14 protein-coding genes are annotated in these 17,433 nt (G+C 66.5%); 1 reads left to right on the top strand and 13 read right to left on the bottom strand.

Going from position 1 to position 17,433, the window contains the following annotated elements:
• Positions 1-43: 43 nt before the first annotated feature.
• The 10 genes from AC07X4_RS18955 to AC07X4_RS18910 all read right to left on the bottom strand — a co-directional run bounded on the left by AC07X4_RS18955 (position 44) and on the right by AC07X4_RS18910 (position 11,381).
• Positions 44-1,177 carry an ABC transporter permease gene (locus tag AC07X4_RS18955; protein WP_494740967.1) on the bottom strand — a complete coding sequence of 378 codons (1,134 nt, stop codon included), beginning with the start codon at positions 1,175-1,177 and terminating at the stop codon, positions 44-46.
• A gap of 1 nt (position 1,178) precedes the next feature.
• Positions 1,179-3,950: a ribosome-associated ATPase/putative transporter RbbA gene (gene rbbA / locus AC07X4_RS18950; protein WP_494740966.1), complete on the bottom strand. Its 2,772-nt coding sequence runs from the start codon at positions 3,948-3,950 to the stop codon at positions 1,179-1,181.
• Positions 3,947-5,017, bottom strand: coding sequence for an HlyD family secretion protein (locus tag AC07X4_RS18945; RefSeq protein ID WP_494740965.1), 1,071 nt, complete (start codon positions 5,015-5,017; stop codon positions 3,947-3,949). The genes rbbA and AC07X4_RS18945 overlap by 4 nt, the downstream gene beginning before the upstream one ends.
• A 228-nt stretch (positions 5,018-5,245) precedes the next feature.
• Positions 5,246-5,884, bottom strand: coding sequence for a DUF1569 domain-containing protein (locus AC07X4_RS18940; protein WP_494740964.1), 639 nt, complete (start codon positions 5,882-5,884; stop codon positions 5,246-5,248).
• 164 nt (positions 5,885-6,048) lie between these two features.
• Complete coding sequence (locus tag AC07X4_RS18935; RefSeq protein ID WP_494740963.1) at positions 6,049-7,155, bottom strand: GGDEF domain-containing protein; 1,107 nt, start codon at positions 7,153-7,155, stop codon at positions 6,049-6,051.
• A gap of 330 nt (positions 7,156-7,485) precedes the next feature.
• A complete protein-coding gene (locus AC07X4_RS18930) occupies positions 7,486-8,778 on the bottom strand; it encodes a hypothetical protein (protein ID WP_494740962.1) in 1,293 nt (430 codons plus the stop codon).
• Between the two features lie 169 nt (positions 8,779-8,947).
• Positions 8,948-9,709, bottom strand: coding sequence for a hypothetical protein (locus AC07X4_RS18925; RefSeq protein ID WP_056746672.1), 762 nt, complete (start codon positions 9,707-9,709; stop codon positions 8,948-8,950).
• Between the two features lie 5 nt (positions 9,710-9,714).
• The gene (locus AC07X4_RS18920) at positions 9,715-10,290 is read right to left on the bottom strand and encodes a hypothetical protein (protein ID WP_494740961.1); all 576 of its coding nucleotides are present in this window, start codon (positions 10,288-10,290) and stop codon (positions 9,715-9,717) included.
• Complete coding sequence (locus AC07X4_RS18915; protein ID WP_494740960.1) at positions 10,287-10,583, bottom strand: DnaJ domain-containing protein; 297 nt, start codon at positions 10,581-10,583, stop codon at positions 10,287-10,289. Before AC07X4_RS18915 ends, AC07X4_RS18920 begins: the two co-directional genes overlap by 4 nt.
• Before the next feature lie 84 nt (positions 10,584-10,667).
• Positions 10,668-11,381, bottom strand: coding sequence for a YebC/PmpR family DNA-binding transcriptional regulator (locus tag AC07X4_RS18910; RefSeq protein ID WP_056062254.1), 714 nt, complete (start codon positions 11,379-11,381; stop codon positions 10,668-10,670).
• Between the two features lie 277 nt (positions 11,382-11,658).
• Between AC07X4_RS18910 and AC07X4_RS18905 the strand changes: the two genes are divergently transcribed.
• Positions 11,659-12,888, top strand: coding sequence for a nucleoside recognition domain-containing protein (locus AC07X4_RS18905; protein WP_494740959.1), 1,230 nt, complete (start codon positions 11,659-11,661; stop codon positions 12,886-12,888).
• Between the two features lie 63 nt (positions 12,889-12,951).
• Here AC07X4_RS18905 and AC07X4_RS18900 read toward each other — a convergent pair whose 3' ends face one another.
• From AC07X4_RS18900 to sbcB, 3 genes are all read right to left on the bottom strand, one after another.
• On the bottom strand, positions 12,952-14,280 hold the full coding sequence (locus AC07X4_RS18900) for a protein kinase domain-containing protein (protein ID WP_494740958.1): 1,329 nt from the start codon (positions 14,278-14,280) through the stop codon (positions 12,952-12,954).
• Positions 14,281-14,317: 37 nt separating this feature from the next.
• Positions 14,318-15,565: a cystathionine gamma-synthase family protein gene (locus AC07X4_RS18895; RefSeq protein ID WP_494740957.1), complete on the bottom strand. Its 1,248-nt coding sequence runs from the start codon at positions 15,563-15,565 to the stop codon at positions 14,318-14,320.
• A 149-nt stretch (positions 15,566-15,714) separates the two neighbouring features.
• Positions 15,715-17,163, bottom strand: a complete 1,449-nt coding sequence (gene sbcB, locus AC07X4_RS18890; protein ID WP_494740956.1) for an exodeoxyribonuclease I — start codon at positions 17,161-17,163, stop codon at positions 15,715-15,717.
• Positions 17,164-17,433 lie beyond the last annotated feature (270 nt).

Here is a 17,433-nt window from a genome sequence, read left to right as displayed (position 1 = left end):
CTTTTGCAGCTATATATTCGATAGCAAAAAGTCATCCTTGCATTCAGGCCATGCGCGCAATGGTCTTGCGAAACCGCGCCAGCGCCAGGCTGAACAGCACCGCCCCAATGCCCAGCAGCCACACCAGCGATGGCCACACCACCGCCCAGCCCGCGCCCCGATAGAGGATGGCCTGGGCCAGCTCGGTGAAGTGCGTGGTGGGCGCCAGGGCCATGCCGTACTGCACCCACAGCGGCATGCTCTCGCGCGGGGTGACGCCGCCCGACAGCATCTGCAGCGGCATCATCACCAGCACCATCAGCAGCCCAAACTGCGGCATGCTGCGCGCCACCGTGGCCATGAAGATGCCCATGGACGTGGTGGCAAACAGGTGCAGCGTGGCCCCCAGCAGAAACAGCGGTACCGAGCCTTCTATCGGCACGCCAATCGCCCAGCGGATCACGGCCGTGAGCGACACCCACGTGGCGACCAGCACCACCAGCGCCATGGCCCAGACCTTGGCCAGCATGATCTCGCCGGGCGTTACAGGCATCACCAGCAGGTGCTCCACCGTGCCATGCTCGCGCTCGCGGATCAGCGCCGCGCCGGTGAGGATGATGGAGAGCATGGTCACGATGTTGATCAGCTCCATGAGCGAGCCGAACCACGCGGGGTTCAGCGCCGGGTTGAAGCGTGCGCGCACCGTGAGCTCGATGGGCTGGGCGGCCACGGCGCGGTCGCGCTGCACGAACTCCGCCACCTCCAGCTGCACGATCTGCTGCACCGCCCCATTGGCTGCAAACGCCTGCCCCATGCGCGTGGCGTCGATGTTGAGCTGCACTTGGGGCACCCGCCCTGCCAACACGTCGCGCTGGAAATGGGCGGGGATGTGCAGCACCAGCGTGAAGCGGCCAGCATCCAGGCACGGGTCCACCTCGCGCATGCTGATCATGGCCGGGCGGGTGAACTGGGGCGCGTAGAACGCCGTGGCGATGCGCTGGGACAGCGCCGAATCGTCCTCGTCCACGATGGCAATGGGCACATGGTGCAGCGTTTCGGGCTGCGCCATGCCCGCCGAATACACCGCCAGCGTGGTCGTGTAGACGATGAGGAACAACATGGCCGGGTCGCGCCACAGGCTCCACAGCTCCTTGATGCCTAACCTGAAAATGTTCGACCAACGACCTCTCAGCGCCATGTCAGGTCTCCTGCTTGCGTAGCAACAGGATGGCGGTGCCAACGATGACAGGCACCGCCACCAGCATGGGCCAGAACTCGGCCTGCAAATCCTGCAGGCCCAGCGCCTTGTTGAAAACGCCCCGGCTGATGGTGAACATGTGGCTGGCAGGGTAGACCTCGCCCACCCAGCGTGCAAAACCGGTCATGGACGACACGGGGTTGATGAGCCCGGCGAACTGCACCGCCGGGATGAGCGTGCCCACCATGGCGAAGAACATGGCCGCAATCTGGCTGCGCGTAACGGTGGAGGCCAGCAGCCCCATGCCCGTGGAGCACAGGCTGAACAGGACGGCCCCCAGCGTCAGCGTGGCAAAGCTGCCGGTGATGGGCACACCAAACACCGTCACAGCCGCCATGCACATCAATCCGAAGTTGAACAGCGCCAGCAGCACATAGGGCAGCTGCTTGCCCAGCATGAATTCGGTGCGCGTGGTGGGCGTCACATACAGGTTGATGATCGAGCCCAGCTCCTTCTCGCGCACCACGGCCAGGGCCGTGAGCATGGCGGGCAGCATGAGCAACAGCAGCGGGATCACGGCGGGCACCATGGACGGCAGGCTGCGCACGTCGGGGTTGTAGCGGTAGCGCGGCTCCACCTCCAGCAGGCCCCGGGGCACCACGCCCGTGCGGCTGCGGCTTTGCTCCACCAGCCATTGCTGGTGCAGGCCCTGGGCGTAACCGATGACGGTTTCGGCGCGCTGGGGCATGGCGCCGTCCACCCACGCGCCGATCTGCACCGGCTGGCCGCGTGCCACGTCGCGGGCAAAGCCGGGCGGGATCTCCAGCGCCAGCGATATCTCGGCGGAGCGCATGCGCGCATCCAGCTCGGCATAGGTGGTGATCGGCGGCTGCTCGGTGAAGTAGCGCGAGCCCGCCAGGTTCAGCGTGTAGGCGCGGCTCAGCGCGGTCTGATCGCGGTCCAGCACGGCAAAGCGCAGGTTCTCCACGTCCATGCTGATGCCGTAGCCCATCACGAACATCAGGATCAGCGAGCCCAACAGCGCCATGGCGCCCCGCACCGGGTCGCGGCGCAGCTCCAGCGCTTCGCGCCACTGGGTGCTGTGGATGCGGGCCAGGCTTTGGCGCAGGCGGGTGGGCCAGGTGGGAGTGTTGGGCGCGGACACCGGCAATAGCGCAGTGGGGCCCGAAGCCGCCTCGGACACAGGAGCCTGAGCCGTGCCCGCAGCATCTTCCAGGTATCCGATGAAGGCTTCTTCCAGCGTGGCGGCGCCGCGCTTGGCCACGATGTCCTGCGGCGCAGCGCTCTCCAACACGCGCCCTGCGTGCATCAGCGAGATGCGGTCGCAGCGCTCGGCCTCGTTCATGAAGTGGGTGGAGATGAAGATGGTGACCTTGTCGCGCCGCGCCAGCTCCACCATCAGGCGCCAGAAGTTGTCGCGCGCCATCGGGTCCACGCCCGAGGTGGGCTCGTCCAGAATCAGCAGCTCGGGCTGGTGCACCATGGCCACGGCCAGCGACAGGCGCTGGCGCATGCCCAGGGGCAGCTTCATGGGCAGTACGCCGCGCACGGCCTGCAGGTCAAAGCGCTCCAGCATGGCCGTCACGCGCGCGGGCACCTTGGCCTCGGGCACATGGAACAGCCGCGCGTGCAGCACCAGGTTCTGCTCCACCGACAGCTCGCTGTACAGCGAAAACGCCTGCGACATGTAGCCCACGCGCCGCCGCGTGGCCATGTCCTTGGGGTCCACCGGCTGGCCAAACAGCCAGGCCTGCCCGTCGCTGGCGGGCAGCAGCCCGGTCAGCATCTTCATGGTGGTGGACTTGCCGCAACCATTGCTGCCCAGAAAGCCAAAGATCTCGCCGCGCTGGATGCGAAAGCTCACATGGTCCACCGCCACAAAGTCGCCAAAGCGCATGGTGAGGTCCCGCGCCTCGATGGCGACGTTGGCTGCGTCGTCTGCCTGCGAGCGGTCCAGCGGCGGAATCTGCACCGCCTGGTGGCCCCGGCGCTTGGCCTCGGGCAGCAGGGCCACGAAGGCCTGCTCCAGCGCACCGTGCCCGGTGCGGGCCATGAGCTCGGCGGGGGTGCCGGTCGCCAGAATGCGGCCTTCGTCCATGGCCACCAGCCATTCAAAGCGTTGCGCCTCCTCCATGTAGGCCGTGGCCACGATGACGCTCATGCCCGGCCGCGCGGCGCGGATACGGCCGATCAAATCCCAGAACTGCGCGCGCGCCAACGGGTCCACGCCGGTGGTGGGCTCGTCCAGGATGAGCAGGTCGGGGTCGTGGATGAGCGCGCAGCACAAGGCCAGCTTTTGCTTCATGCCGCCCGAGAGCTTGCCCGCAGGCCGCGCCAGAAACGGGTGCAGCCCTGTGCTGCGGGTGAGTTCATCAATGCGGCGCCGCCGCTCGGCCGCGTCATGCCCGAACAGGCGGCCAAAGAACTGCAGGTTCTCTTCCACCGACAGCGTGGGGTACAGGTTCTTGCCCAGGCCCTGCGGCATGTAGGCGATGCGGGGGCACACCCGGCTGCGGTGGCGGCTTTTGGCCATGTCGCCGCCCAGCACCTCCACGGTGCCCTGCTGCACCGCGCGGGCGCCCGCCGCCAGCGCCAGCAGGCTGGACTTGCCCACGCCATCCGGCCCGATCAGGCCCACCATGCGGCCCGCGGCCACTTCCAAATCGATGTCTGCGAGCGCCACCGTGCGCCCGTAGCGCTGGCCCACGCCACGCAGGCGGGCCACGGGTGCCGCGCTGCCGGGGAGGCTCACTGGTCGGCCTTGACGGAGAGATTAGCGGGCCATTCCACTGCGGGGTCTACCCGCAGCCAGGCCACGCCGGGCAGGCCGGTCTTGACCTGCTCCTGGTGGCGCAGCAGCAGCGCCTTGTCGATCTGCGCGCGCACGCGGAACATGAGCTTCTGGCGCTCGCTGGCGGTCTCCACCGTCTTGGGCGTGAACTGCGCGGTGCTGGCCACAAACGACACGGTGGCCGGGATCACAAAGCCCGGTGCGGCATCGAGCACGATGCGCACCTCGCTGCCCAGTGCTACCCGGCCCGCCACGGTCTCGGGCAAAAAGAAGGTCATGTACACGTCGCTCAGGTCCACCAGCTGCAGCACGCGCGCACCTGCGCCCACCACCTCGCCGGGCTGCACCACGCGGAACTGCACCCGGCCGTCGCGCGGCGCCTTGAGTTCGCTGTCGGCCAGCTCCACATCAATGCGCGCCAGTGTGGCCTCCAGCGCACGCACATTGGCCTCGGCACTGGTCACCTGCGTGCGCGACGCACCAATGCCCGCCTGTGCGGCCTTGGCCTGTGCCTTGGCAGCCGTCACAGCGGCCTGCTGGCTACGTACCTTGGCGCGGTCATCGTCGAGCAACTGGCTGGAGAAAAAGCCTTCGCGCGCTAGCTGCTCAGAGCGCGGCAGGCGGCGGCGGGCGGTGTCGAGGTCGCTCTCGCGCTGGGCCACCACGGCCAAGGCGGCTTGGTAGTCGCTCTCGCGCTGGGCCACCTGCACCTGGGCACTGCTGATGGCCAGTTGCGCCTGCTGCAGCCGGGCCACGGCCTCTTCGCGCTGGGCCTGCAGGCCGTCGATCTGCATGCGGGCCAGGGGCTGCCCCGCCTTCACAAAATCGCCCTCGGCCACCAAAACATCGAGCACACGCCCCGCCAGTTTGGTGGCCACGGCAATCTCGGTGGCCTCGATGCGTCCATTGCCACTCACAAACCCAGGGCCGGGCCCCTTGGGCTGCCAGGGCGCCCACCGCACGACCAACACGGTGCCCAGCAACAACAGCGCTGCGGCGGCCGCATAAATTTTCCACTTGCTGCCCATGGCTCTGATCCCTTTTGATGCGGAGGCAGGAGCGCATTTCCAGTCACGTCAGCAAAGGCGCCTCACCTCAAAATGCATCGTAAGCGCAGCGCCTTCATGGGCTGCTTGTGGCCAGCCGCCTCACCTGACTTGCATCAATTTGGCTGCAATTGCGTGGGGCTTCCGCCTGCGGCACAAGCTTGCCGCTGCGGGTTCTGAGAGGCGGTGCGTCGGTTGCCGGAGACTGCCCTACCCGCGCCCGTCAAAGGCCGACAGGTGGTTGGCCAGGTGCATGGCATGCGCTTGCTCGTACTGCGACCGGCTCAGTGCACCGTAGGCAAAGTGAGGCTGCAGCGCCCCCGTGTGGATGGCAAAGTCCTGCACCGCCTGGCGCAGGCGGGCCATGGCGGCCGATGTGTCCGTGGCCTGCGCATCCAGCGCGGGTGCGCCCGGGATAGGCTCTGCCAGGTTGTGGCTCATGCGTCCCCGCAGGGTAAACACCTTGAAAGCTGCAGCCCCCAGGGTGTTCTGGAACAGCGCAGATTTGGGCAACGGAAAACCCTGCAGCGAGTATTCAATGCTCTGTGCGCAATGCACCAGCGTCTGTGCCCAGGTCCAGGCTGTGGCGGGTTCCAGCGCGTGGACGGAAGCTGCGTTCAGCCGCTCGGCCTCGCGCATCGCATCGTGCAGGGTGGCAAATACCAGCTGCCTGTCGTTGTCCGGCTGGTGCAGAAAATACCCGGCAGCACCAGCCGCTGCGAGCGCCACCCCCGTGCCGATGGCCAGAAACGCCCTCCGGTCGGGCGCTGCAGGCGGTGCAGGGGGCGAGGGGTGGATGGCTGCGGGGGTAGCGGCTTTGGGTGCGCCAGAACGGGGTGGAACTGCCATGGGGTTGTCTGCCCCCATCACCGGGGGTGGTGTGAAAGCGTTGATTGTGCCGGGCAGCGCCTGCCTTGTGCCCCCTGCAGCCGTCGCCAGGGTCGGGCAGCCGACACAGCCCGCCATGGCGCAGGTCTGCAAGGCCTGGGCGCCTTTCCGGCGCTCCGCCGCTCCTAGGCCGCCAGGGTAGTTGGTGCGGCCGGCGCGGGGGTTGCAGTAACAGGGACCAAGGGCGCTGCTGGGGCCACCGTCATCTCCACCCGGTTGCGCCCCCGCTCCTTGGCCAGGTACATGGCCTCGTCCGCACGCTGCAAGGCCGTACCCGCCGACTCGCTGCCCGCGCACAGGGTGACGCCGACACTCACCGTGAGCGCAATGCTGCGCTGCTCGGTCACCACAGGGTGGGCCTCCACCATGGCGCGCAGGCGCTCGGCCACCGCAATGGCGCCACCTGCCCCTGCATTGGGCAAGAAGATCGCGAACTCCTCCCCCCCCAGGCGGCCCATCATGTCTTCCTTGCGCAGGCAGCGCTGGGCCAGCATCACAAAATGGCGCAGCACATCGTCGCCCGCGCGATGGCCCCAGCTGTCGTTGACCTTCTTGAAATGGTCCAGGTCCATCACCAGCACGGGCAACGTCGTCTGCGTGCGCTGGGCGTTGCTGATGGCCTTGTCCAACAAGGTCAGAAACGCGCGGCGGTTGAACACATTGGTCAGCGGGTCCACCTCGGCGAGGTGGCGCAGTTCGTTGGTGATGAACTCATTGGTCAGCATCAACGCGCCGAACGCCACCAGCACCACAGCGAGGGTGGACTCCAGAACCACAAACTGCGACAGCGCGGCCACCATGCCCGCCTCGGGCTGCGCCCCTTCGGCGGGTGCGGCCAGCTTGAACAATAAGGGCCGCACGAGCAAGAAGGCACCGTGCACACCCACCGTGGCCGCAAACAGGTACCGTGCGGGTACCTTGCGAAAACCGCCACGTGCCAGCGTGTGTGCAGCCGCAATGAATATAACCCCTGGCACCAGACCCGTCAGCACGATGCGCACCTGCACGTTAGGCTTCACCAGGGTAAAAAACAAGGCTGTCGCCAGCAGAAGCCCCAAGGCCAGAGCGGCAACACCATGCCCCAGGGGCGCCTTGCCCATGTACTCGCGTGCGCCCAGCAGGCACAGGTATGCAGTCAAAGCAATGGAAGACTGCGCCAGCACGACAGACAACGGCAGAGGCACATGGTCGCGCAGCAACAGGTTGATGCAGAACACAGTGGCGCAGAACAATGCCTGCGCCCAGAGGCGAAGTCCCGGAATACGTCTGTTGAAGAGCCACACCGCGGACAAAACGCCAGTGACCAGCGCTGCAAGAATGGCCGCGACGATAAGGAGGGTGGGGCTGTGCACAGAGGGTACGGGCTGGGGTTCACAACGCGACGCCATCGCTCAACGCCCGGCTGCTATCGCCTGCCGGCTGTGAGATGACTATCAACGTTAACAATGGTAACCGAGAGCATTGACTGCCCCGCGACGCTTTGCGGGCAGCAATGCAGTGCTTCAGCCGGCGCTTGGAGCCCCTCAGGCCATACCTCCTCGCGTGGCCGTTGGGAGCACCTGTCAACCCACCACGTGGCATTCGCGCCGCAGCAGCGCCAGCGCATCGTGCATCTGGTAGTCGCGGTCGCTGGTCAGCGTGGCCTGCGCGTCTTGCAAAAAACCAGACCACAGCGCCAGGTAGTCCTGCTGGAAGGCGGCAGCCGCGTGGCTGCGAATGAAGTCAGACGCCAGCTCGGGCTGCAGGCCAGACTTGCGGATCTTGCGCACCAGGCTGGCGGCGGTTTTCTCGGTGAGCAGCGTCTTCTTGGGCGCACCGGCGGCCAGGCACAGAAACAGCGTCAGCAGCGAGTGCTCGTCGTCGTTGCCTCCGGTCGCCTTGGTCCATGTCTTGCTGGCAGGCTGTGGAGGCTCATCGTCGTCCTCCAGCACATCCAGGCTGCGGTGAAAGCTGTCCACTTCGGCCAGAGGGTCGTCCAGCAGGAAGTAGCGTGCCCTGAAGGCGCCCATGGGGCGCAGCAGGGTGCGCAGCGGCGCAGCGGATTGCAGAAGCTTGGGCAGGTCGGCCAGCACGGTGGCGCATTGGGCTTGCAGCACGTCACGCAGCTCTGCCGGCACGCCGGGGGGCAGGCGCAGCGCCGTCGGCAGGGGTGCCTTCTTTTTGCGCAGTGCAGTCACCAGCTTTTCAAACACCGGGGCGCTGGGCCACTCACTCGCCGCCATGGCCTTGGGGTTCAGCGCCTGCATCAGCAGCCCTGTGCGGATCACGGCCTCGGCGTCGGCCCCGGCGGTTTCCAGCTCTTCGGTGTCCAGGTCGTACTGCGCGGCCAGCCAGTCGGCGGCGGCGATGGCCTGGGCGATGTGGCTGCGGCGGGCCAGCTCGGCGCGGTAGTCGGCATGGCTGCGCAGCGACCAGGCAGCCAGCAGTGGGGTTTCGGCATCCGCATAGCCGCCCATGCCGAAGTTGCTGCTCTCGGGCATGGCGATCAGGCGCTTGAGCATGTCCGAGCCGCCTTTGGAGCGCGACAAAAAGGAGTTGTCGCGCAGCGACACCGCCGCCTTGGCCAGATCACCGGCCGTGGTCTCCAGCAGGTACAGGCTGATCAGGTTGACCATGCGGTCCCGCGCCTTCTCCAGTTCTGGGCGCAGAAACTCGCTGCCAAAGTAACGCGCGATCTGCACCATGCCCTTGGGCGCATCGGCATTGATGGCCGCCAGCCGGTCCGCGTCAATCAGGCCGTGCTGCACGCCGTAGACCAGCGCCTTTTCAAAGAAAGGGCGCGCGTCGTGCAGTTGCAGGGCATTGGCAGTAGCGACTGGTGCAGAAATTGAGGAAGGCGTGGGAGGCACGGTCATGTCTGAATCTATCGCGCTTCGCGCTGCTCATGGGCTATGAAACTGGCGCGGCCCATACCAGGACCGCCGCGCAAGGGCCGCCCCGCCGCGCTGGCGGTGTCCCCCTTCCCGAATGGCACAGCCATTCGAGAGCAGGGGGAAGGCGCGAAGCGCCTCAGGGGGTTGTTCACTAAATCGCAGACTCTTCGTCGGAAGCCCGTGCGGCAGGCGTGGCCTTGCCGCGGTCGGTTTCGCTGGTCTCGAACTTGCCATCGTCTTCTTCGGACGTCTCTTCGCCTTCTTCCAGTCCCTGGTCAAACGCGCGGGCCTTGGCACGCAGCACCAGCAGCATCTCGATGAACAGGTCGCGGCACTCATAGCGCAGCAGCCAGGCCATCTGCATCCAGTCGCGGTCGGCCACTTCATCGAGGTCGATGCGCGGCTGCACATAGCCCGAGGCCAGCAGCTCGTCGTCGCTCAGTGTGACGCCGTAGTCTTCGGTGGCGTCAAAGGTGCCGGTGCGGGCAAAGGCCTCGATGCGGCTCCACTTTTCGGCAAAGTAGTTGGCCAGGGCCTCGGCGCCACCCTCCAGGTCTCCAATCGCGGTGAGGAACTCCACCGGGTCGGCATCGTCACGGAACACCACCGCGTTGACCATGTTGCGCAGGTGGGTGTGGGTGAGGTCCTTGTACTGCTTTTCCAGCACCATCGCGCGCGCAAACTGCTCGGGCGTGACCAGCATGTTGACCACCGAAGCCTTGGAGTCGTCGTACTCGCGCATCACGGCCAGGATGTCCTTGGGCGCCAGCTGGTCCAGCACCACCATCAGCGCGCCGTCGCCATCGCTGTCGGCCAGTTCGGCCAGCGCCGACTCGGCGCCCACGATGTCACCGGCCGCAATGAGGCTGGTGGTCTTGGTGATCAGGGCCAGGTGTTGGTTGCTGCTGCTCATGGTCGTCATTCCTTGCGCTCAAAGCCCACATCGGCCAGCCAGTTGGCGCTGGACTCTTCGCGCGTACGGCTGTTTTGCGGGTCCACCGCGTCGTCGGCACTCAGGGCGCTGTAGTCATCGTCGTGTTCGGCGGCATCTTCACCATCGTCCTCGGCATCGCTGTCGGCATGCGACGCTGCGGCCGGAGCCAGGCGCGCGTGCTGTTGCAGGTATTCCAGGCCGGCGGCTACCGTCAGAAAGCGTGCGCCCTGGGGCTCGCGCAACACGGCCTGGGCCAGACTCATTGCCCAGGGCTCCAACGCTACGGCATGGGTCAGGCTGTGCCAGTCGGGCAGCTCGTTCACCGGCAAGCCCAGCAGGTGCTCCAGTGCAGCCGGTTTGGTAAAGCGAAAGCCCCGGTGAAAGACCACGGCCACCATTTCGGGGGCCAGTTCCATCATCTGCACCAAAAACGCCATCTCGTTGCGCTTTTCGGCCAGGCGCTTGCGCAGAACGTCGTTGCCCTCGGAGTCGGACACCAGATCGTCCAGCTCGGCCTGATAGGCCGAGCGCAGGTCATAAAAATAGGGAGAAAGTTTCACAGGGCAGTAGGATGAGAAAGAATGCTTGCGCTGTAGGCCTGCCAGATCTCCTGGGCGGTCTGCAGCGGGTCGTCCAGCAGGTTGCGGCGGCGGTTGTCGTCATAGGCCTGGCGGGCGTCGTCGTCCGACAGCACCTCATAGGCCTTTTGCACCTCGGCAAAGCGCTGTGCGGCGTCGGGCGCCGTGTTGCGGTCGGGGTGGTAGAACGAGGCCTTCTGGCGAAAAGCCTTCTTGATGTCCGCCAGCGACGCGTTGGCCGCCAGCCCAAGGGCTGCGTAGTGGTCAGCAGTCATGAAACAGTCAGTCCGTCCGTCAAAGCCAGGGGCGCCATCCAGGGCAGCCTCTTCAGCACCTGTGTCGGCGCCTGCGCGCGCACATCAACCACCCAGGCTCACAAACACGTTTTGCACGTCGTCGTTCGAATCGATGGCCGCCAGGAAGTTCTCAACCTCCTCCAGCTGCTCAGCCGTGAGGTTGGCGGGGTTCACCGGGTTCTTGGGCTTGTACCCCAGCTTGGCGGACAGCACCGTGAAGCCGTGGGCGGGCAGCGCGCGGCTGACCAGGTCGAGGTCGGTGGGGTCGGTCCAGAAGGTGGTGGTGCCCTCTTCGTCGCCCGCTTCAAAGTCCTGCGCACCGGCCTCGATGGCGGCCAGCTCGGGGTCAGCGTCGGGGGTGGCGGGCTCGGCTTCGATCATGCCGACATGGTTGAAGTCCCAGGCCACCGAGCCCGAGGTGCCCAGCTGGCCCTTGCGGAACAGCACGCGCATCTCGGGGGCCGTGCGGTTCACGTTGTCGGTCAGGCATTCAACCATCACGGCCACCTGATGGGGGGCAAAACCTTCGTAGATCACGCGTTCGTAGTTCACCGCGTCCGCGCCGGTGCCCGAGCCCTTTTTGATGGCACGCTCCAGCGTGTCCTTGGGCATGGAGGCCTTGCGAGCCTGCTCCACCACCAGGCGCAGGCGGGCATTGCTGGCCGGGTCGGCACCGCCGCGTGCAGCCACGGTGATTTCCTTGACCAGCTTGCCAAACAGCTTGCCCTTGGCGTCGGCCACCTGTGCCTTGCCTTTTGCTTTCCACTGCGCGCCCATGATGGATCTCTTTTCCTTGATGTGAATGCGGCGCGCTGGGGCGCCGTGTGTGGGAGTTGCTGCAACCATGCAGGAGCCGCCGGGAGGAAATACGCCTCCCGAACAGCCCCCAGAGGATGGGAGTGCAACTTCAGACCGAACCCTATAGGGTACCACTGACCACCAAGGACACTATCGTTGCCCTTCCGCCACGCTCTTTATCAGCCGCACGCAGCGGTGCAGTTAACCTCGGCGACATGCGCACAGCTCCTTCCTTTGACCCCTGCCCGGTGCACTGATGCTCAACACCCTTTGGCTGGGCTTTTTCCTCACGGCGGCCATCGCGGCCCTGGCCCAATGGCTGGTGGGGGGCAACGCCCAGATTTTTGCAGCCATGGTCGAAGCGCTGTTTGCCATGGCCAAACTGTCGGTCGAGGTGATGGTGCTGTTGTTTGGCACCCTCACGCTGTGGCTGGGCTTTTTGCGGATTGCCGAGAGGGCGGGCCTGGTCGATGCCCTGGCCCGGTGGCTGGCCCCGCTGTTCCTGCGCCTGATGCCGGGTGTGCCCCGGGGCCACCCCGCCCTGGGCCTGATGACGCTGAACTTTGCCGCCAACGCCCTCGGGCTGGACAACGCGGCCACGCCCATGGGCCTGAAGGCCATGAAGGCGCTGCAGGAGCTGAACCCCGAGCCCGACACCGCCACCAACGCGCAGATCCTGTTCCTGGTGCTCAACGCCTCATCGCTCACGCTGCTGCCGGTCACCATCTTCATGTACCGCATGCAGCAGGGCGCGCCCGACCCGACGCTGGTCTTCCTGCCCATCCTGCTGGCCACGTCTGCCTCCACCCTGGTGGGCCTGCTGAGCGTGGCCGTGGTGCAGCGCCTGCCACTGTGGAGCCCCGTGGTGCTGGCCTACCTGCTGCCCGTGGCGCTGGTGCTGGGCGGGTTCATGGCGCTGCTGACCACGCTGAGTGCCGCCGCACTGGCATCCCTGTCGTCGCTGCTGGGCAACCTCACGCTGTTTGCGCTGGTCGTGCTGTTTGTGGCGCTGGGCGCGTGGCGCAAGGTGCCGGTGTACGAGGCATTCATCGAGGGGGCGCGCGAGGGCTTTGACGTGGCCAAGGGCCTGCTGCCCTATCTGGTGGCCATGCTCTGCGCCGTGGGCGTGTTCCGGGCCTCGGGCGCGCTGGGCTATGTGCTGGATGGCATCCGCTGGTGCGTGACCACGCTGGGCGCCGACGCCCGGTTTGTGGACGCGCTGCCCACCGCCCTGGTCAAGCCGTTCTCGGGCAGCGCGGCGCGCGCCATGCTCATCGAGACCATGCAGACCCAGGGCGTAGACAGCTTCGCCGCCCTGGCCGCCGCCACCATCCAGGGCAGCACCGAAACCACCTTTTACGTGCTGGCCGTGTACTTTGGAGCCGTGGGCATTCAGCGCGCCCGGCACGCCGTGGGCTGCGCCTTGCTGGCCGAGCTGGCGGGCGTGTTGGCCGCCATTGTGGTGTGCTACCGGTTTTTTGGATAGTTTTTGCTGGTAGCGCTAGTGCAATATGCCCTGGCAGCTATCAATTAAGTAGCAATCAGGGTATCAACCGCCAGCGGGCCCTGGCGCAGCCACCAGTTCCCACTCAGCCAGCTGCTCGTTGGTGGCAATCAGCCGCCCGACCAGCAGCTTGATGAAGGCCTTGTCAAAGCGCGACTGCAAATCCTCCGACGCCTCGCGCAGCGCAGGGTTGCGAACCTTGAGCACCAGCACCTCGGTCTCGGCCACGGCGGTGGCGGTGCGGATGCGGTTGTCGGGGCGCAGGTAGGCCATCTCGCCCAAGGTCACGCCGGGGCCCAGGGTGCTGAGGTTCCAGCCCTGGCGACTGACGGCCACCTGGCCTTCGATGAGGATGCAGAACGAGTCGCCGGGCGTGTTCTCGCGCATCAGCACCGTGCCCTGCTCCAGCCGGCGCCAGCTGCCCAGGCGCATCAGCTCCCACAGCGCCACGTCGTGAAAGTCGGCAAAAAACGGCAGCGCACGCAGGCGTGCAAAGCGCTCGGCCTCGGTGTCTTGCGACTTCTGGCGGGGCAGGCCCCGGTGCGCGGCCAGCAGTGCTTGGGCAAAGTCGGCCCAGGTGGCAAAGCGGTCGACGGGCTGCTTGGCCAGCGCACGCAGCAACACCTCGTCCACATGCGCAGGCAACGACGCCCGCAGCAGGCTGGGCCGGGTGGGCGTCTCGTTGCTGATCTTGTAGAGCGTCGCGAAGTCGGTGTCGCCATCAAACGGGCGGCGGCCGGTGAGCAGCTCGTACACCACCACGGCCAGCGAAAACATGTCGCTGTGGTGGGTGAGGTCCTGCTCACGCACCTGTTCGGGCGACATGTACGAGGGCGACCCCACCAGGCCAGACAGCTGCGTGGCATCGCTGCGCAACGACAGGGCGGCACCAAAGTCGGTCAGCTTCACATCGCCGCCGCGCGCCAGCATCAGGTTGGCGGGCTTGATGTCGCGGTGCACCAGGCCCTCGCGGTAGGCGTATTCGAGCGCGTTGCAGCACTTGAAGGCAATGTCCAGCACCTGGGGCACGGGCAGCAAGGTGTCGGGCGTTGCAAAGTCGGACAGCGGCTGGCCATCCACGTATTCGAGCACCAGATAGGGCGGCAGCGCTTCTTCGTCCGCATCCAGCAGGCGCACGATGTTGGGGTGGCGCAGGCGGCCCGACAGCGCGGCCTCGTTGCGCAGCAGCTTGCGGTAGCGCTCTGCCTGCTCGGGCACCTTCAGCAGGTGCGCGTGGGTCTGCTTGATGGCCACCTTGCGGCCCCGGAAGCCGTCGAGCCCCAGGTACACGATGCCACTGGCGCCCCGCCCCAGTTCACGCTCGATGCGGTACTTGCCGATGTTGGCGGGCGGTGCAGAGGTGGCAGTGGCCATGGCGGGCTCCCGGTCAGGGTGGGCAGTTCAGGTGGGGTCAGGCTCCGGCCAGCGCCTGCTCAAAGTCGGCCAGCAGGTCGTCCGCCTCTTCCAGGCCCACCGACAGGCGGATCATGCTGTCGGCAATGCCCATGGTGGCGCGCACGGCGGGGCCGGCCTCCCAGAAGATGGTGTGCGCCACCGGGATGATCAGCGTGCGCGTGTCGGCCAGCCCCGTGGCTTTGATGGGCAACTGCAGGCGGTTGCACACGGCCAGGCACTGGTCGGGGTTGCGCAGCTCGAACGACAGCAGCCACGAGCCCGCCTTGAGGTGCTTGCGCGCAAAGGCGTGCTGCGGGTGCGAGGGCAGCATGGGGTACAGCACGCGCGAGACGGCCGGGTGCGCCTCCAGCCGCTGCGCCAGCGCCAGGGCGGTGGCACTGGTGCGGTCCATGCGCAGCGACAAAGTCTCCGCGCCCAGGGCCAGCTGGTGGGCGGCGTGGGACGACAGCGTGCCGCCCATGTCGCGCAGGCCCTTTTTGCGCAGCTGCTGCAGGCCCCAGCCCTTCGCGTCGCCCTTGCGGTAGGCCGCAAAGATGTTGGGGTAGCCCGACCAGTCGTACAGGCCCGTGTCGGTGATGGCGCCGCCCAGCGCATCGCCCTGCCCGCCAATGCTCTTGGTGAGCGAGTTGACTACCAGCCCCGCGCCCACCGTGGCCGCGCGGAACAGGTAGGGCGATGCCACCGTGTTGTCCACCACGTAGAGCGCGCCATGCGCCTTGCACAGCGCGCCAATGCCCTCCAGGTCGGCGATCTGCGTGCCGGGGTTGGCAATGGTTTCGACAAACACCATGCGGGTGTTGGGGCGCAGCGCGGCTGCCACATTGGCCGCGTCGGTCACGTCCACCGTGGTCACTTCAATGCCCAGGTCGGCCAACGTGCCGAACACGCTGTTGGTGTTGCCAAACACGAACTGGCTGGCCACCAGATGGTCGCCCGCCTTGAGCAGGGTGAGGAACACCGCGCAGATGCCCGCCATGCCGGTGGAGAACACGATGGAGCCGTGCCCGCCCTCCATCTGCGTGATCTTGGCCTCCAGCGCCGCCGTGGTGGGTGTGCCCTGGCGCGCGTAGTTGAAGCCGCCCTTGGCGGTGCCCTGGAAGACGGCGATCAGGTCCTCGACCTTCTCGTAGCCGTACTGCACCGAGGTGTGGATGGGCTTGTGGATGGCCCCGTGCTCGGCGCCGCCCAGGCGGTCGGCGTGCACGATCTGGGTGGTGAAACTGTGGTTCTGCGGTGTCGTCATAAAAATCTGCGCTGTTTCTGCGTGGCTACTTACAAGACGGGGCGATCACTACTGGCGCGCCCTGATGCCAGTGCACCCGTGGAACTGGCTTTGCCAGGCCACCGGGTGCGTCCCCCTCCGGGGGAAGGCGCGCAGCGCCTCAGGGGGAGTCATCGCTCCGGTGCGATGTGTTCAGCGTAATCGTACAAGGCGCCCAAAATATCATGCGTGCGCTCGTCGTCGGCGGTCTCTGAGAGTTCGTCGATTTCGGTGAACAACTGTTCTACCGTACGCGCCCCGCCCTGCCCGTCAAACAGGCAGGCAGCGCGGTGGGCCTCCCATCGTTCCTGCTCCTCGGGTGACAGCGTCTGCGGAAAGTTGCGCGCCCGGTAGCGCCACAGCAGCTCGGCCAGGCGCGGGTCGTCAAAGTTCGCACGCGCCTTGGCCAGCTTGTCGCCGCTGAGGGTGCGCAGGTCGTTCAGGAGGCGCCGGTCGTTGTTGCCCACAAACCCGCCATACAAGTCCTGGTCCACATCGGGCGCGGGCTCTTGCGGGCGGGCAAACACCGCCGGCCAGATGCCGCTCATGTCGGGCAGCGCGCGCGCCACCTCGGCGTGCTGCGCGGCCTGGGCCAGATCGATGCCCCAGCGCTGGGCCAACGCGGGCGTGAGCGTGTTCACATTGCCCACCACCATGGGCGACTTGTTCAGGTGGATGGTCTTGATGGGCAGGCGCGTGACGCCCTCGGGCAGCGCATCGGCCTTGCTGAACATGCGCAGGCGAATGTCCTCCACATTCAGCGTGGCCAGCTCGCGCGGGTCGTGGGCCAGGTCCCAGGCGATCAGCTCGTTCTTGTTGGTGGGGTGGCTGGCCAGCGGCCACATCACCGCCAGGCAGCCGCGTTCGGTGGGGAACATGCCCGACACATGCAAAAAAGCCCGCGCGGTGGCCCTGGTGGCGGGCAGCCGCAGCTCGGCGGCTACGCGGTCTTTCTTGTGCAGGCTGAGCGCAAAGTCAAACAGCTTGGTGTTGTGCTGGCGAATCAGCCGCGCCAGCGCAATGGTGGCGCGCACGTCCGACAGCGCATCGTGCGCGGCATCGTGCTGCAGGCCGTTGGCCTTGGACAGGTGCTCCAGCTTGAAGCTGGGCGTCACGCCGTCTTCCTTCTTGGGCCAGGTGATGCCATCGGGCCGCAGCGCATAGGTCATGCGCACCACGTCCAGCAGGTCCCAGCGGCCGCACTGGTTTTGCCACTCGCGCGCATAGGGGTCGATGAGGTTGCGCCAGAACATGAAGCGCGTGATCTCGTCGTCAAACCGGATGGTGTTGTAGCCCACGCCAATCGTGCCGGGCTGCGCAAACTCGGACTCGATGCGCGCGGCAAACTGGTGCTCGGGCACGCCCTGCTCCAGGCACTGCTGGGGCGTGATGCCGGTGATGAGGCACGACACCGGGTCGGGCAGATAGTCGTTGGCGGGCTGGCAGTACAGCATCAGCGGCTCGCCGATTTCGTTCAGCTCGGCATCGGTGCGGATGGCCGCGAACTGCGCAGGCCGGTCGCGGCGCGTGTTGGCGCCAAAGGTTTCGTAGTCGTGCCAGAGAAAGGTGTGGGGCGCCATGGTCGGTAGGCTAACAGGGGGCTGCAGGCGGAGGCTCGCGCACGGCGGGCGGGGCGCAAGGCGATCAAGGTGCCACTGTAACCGCATTTTTCAGTGTTTTTGGTCGCAAGCGCTAGTGGAACATGCGCAAGCAGCTATCAAAAACATAGTAAACATATTCACCATACGGACTGATTCACATTCGCCCCCTGTACGCGGACTGGCACGCGGGACAATGGCGCATGCTTAGTTTCATTGCTTCCCCTAGCTCCCTGCGGCGCGCCCCCGCCC

Source organism: Acidovorax sp. GW460-11-11-14-LB4, assembly GCF_059423685.1.
This window is presented reverse-complemented; position numbering and strand designations above follow the sequence as displayed.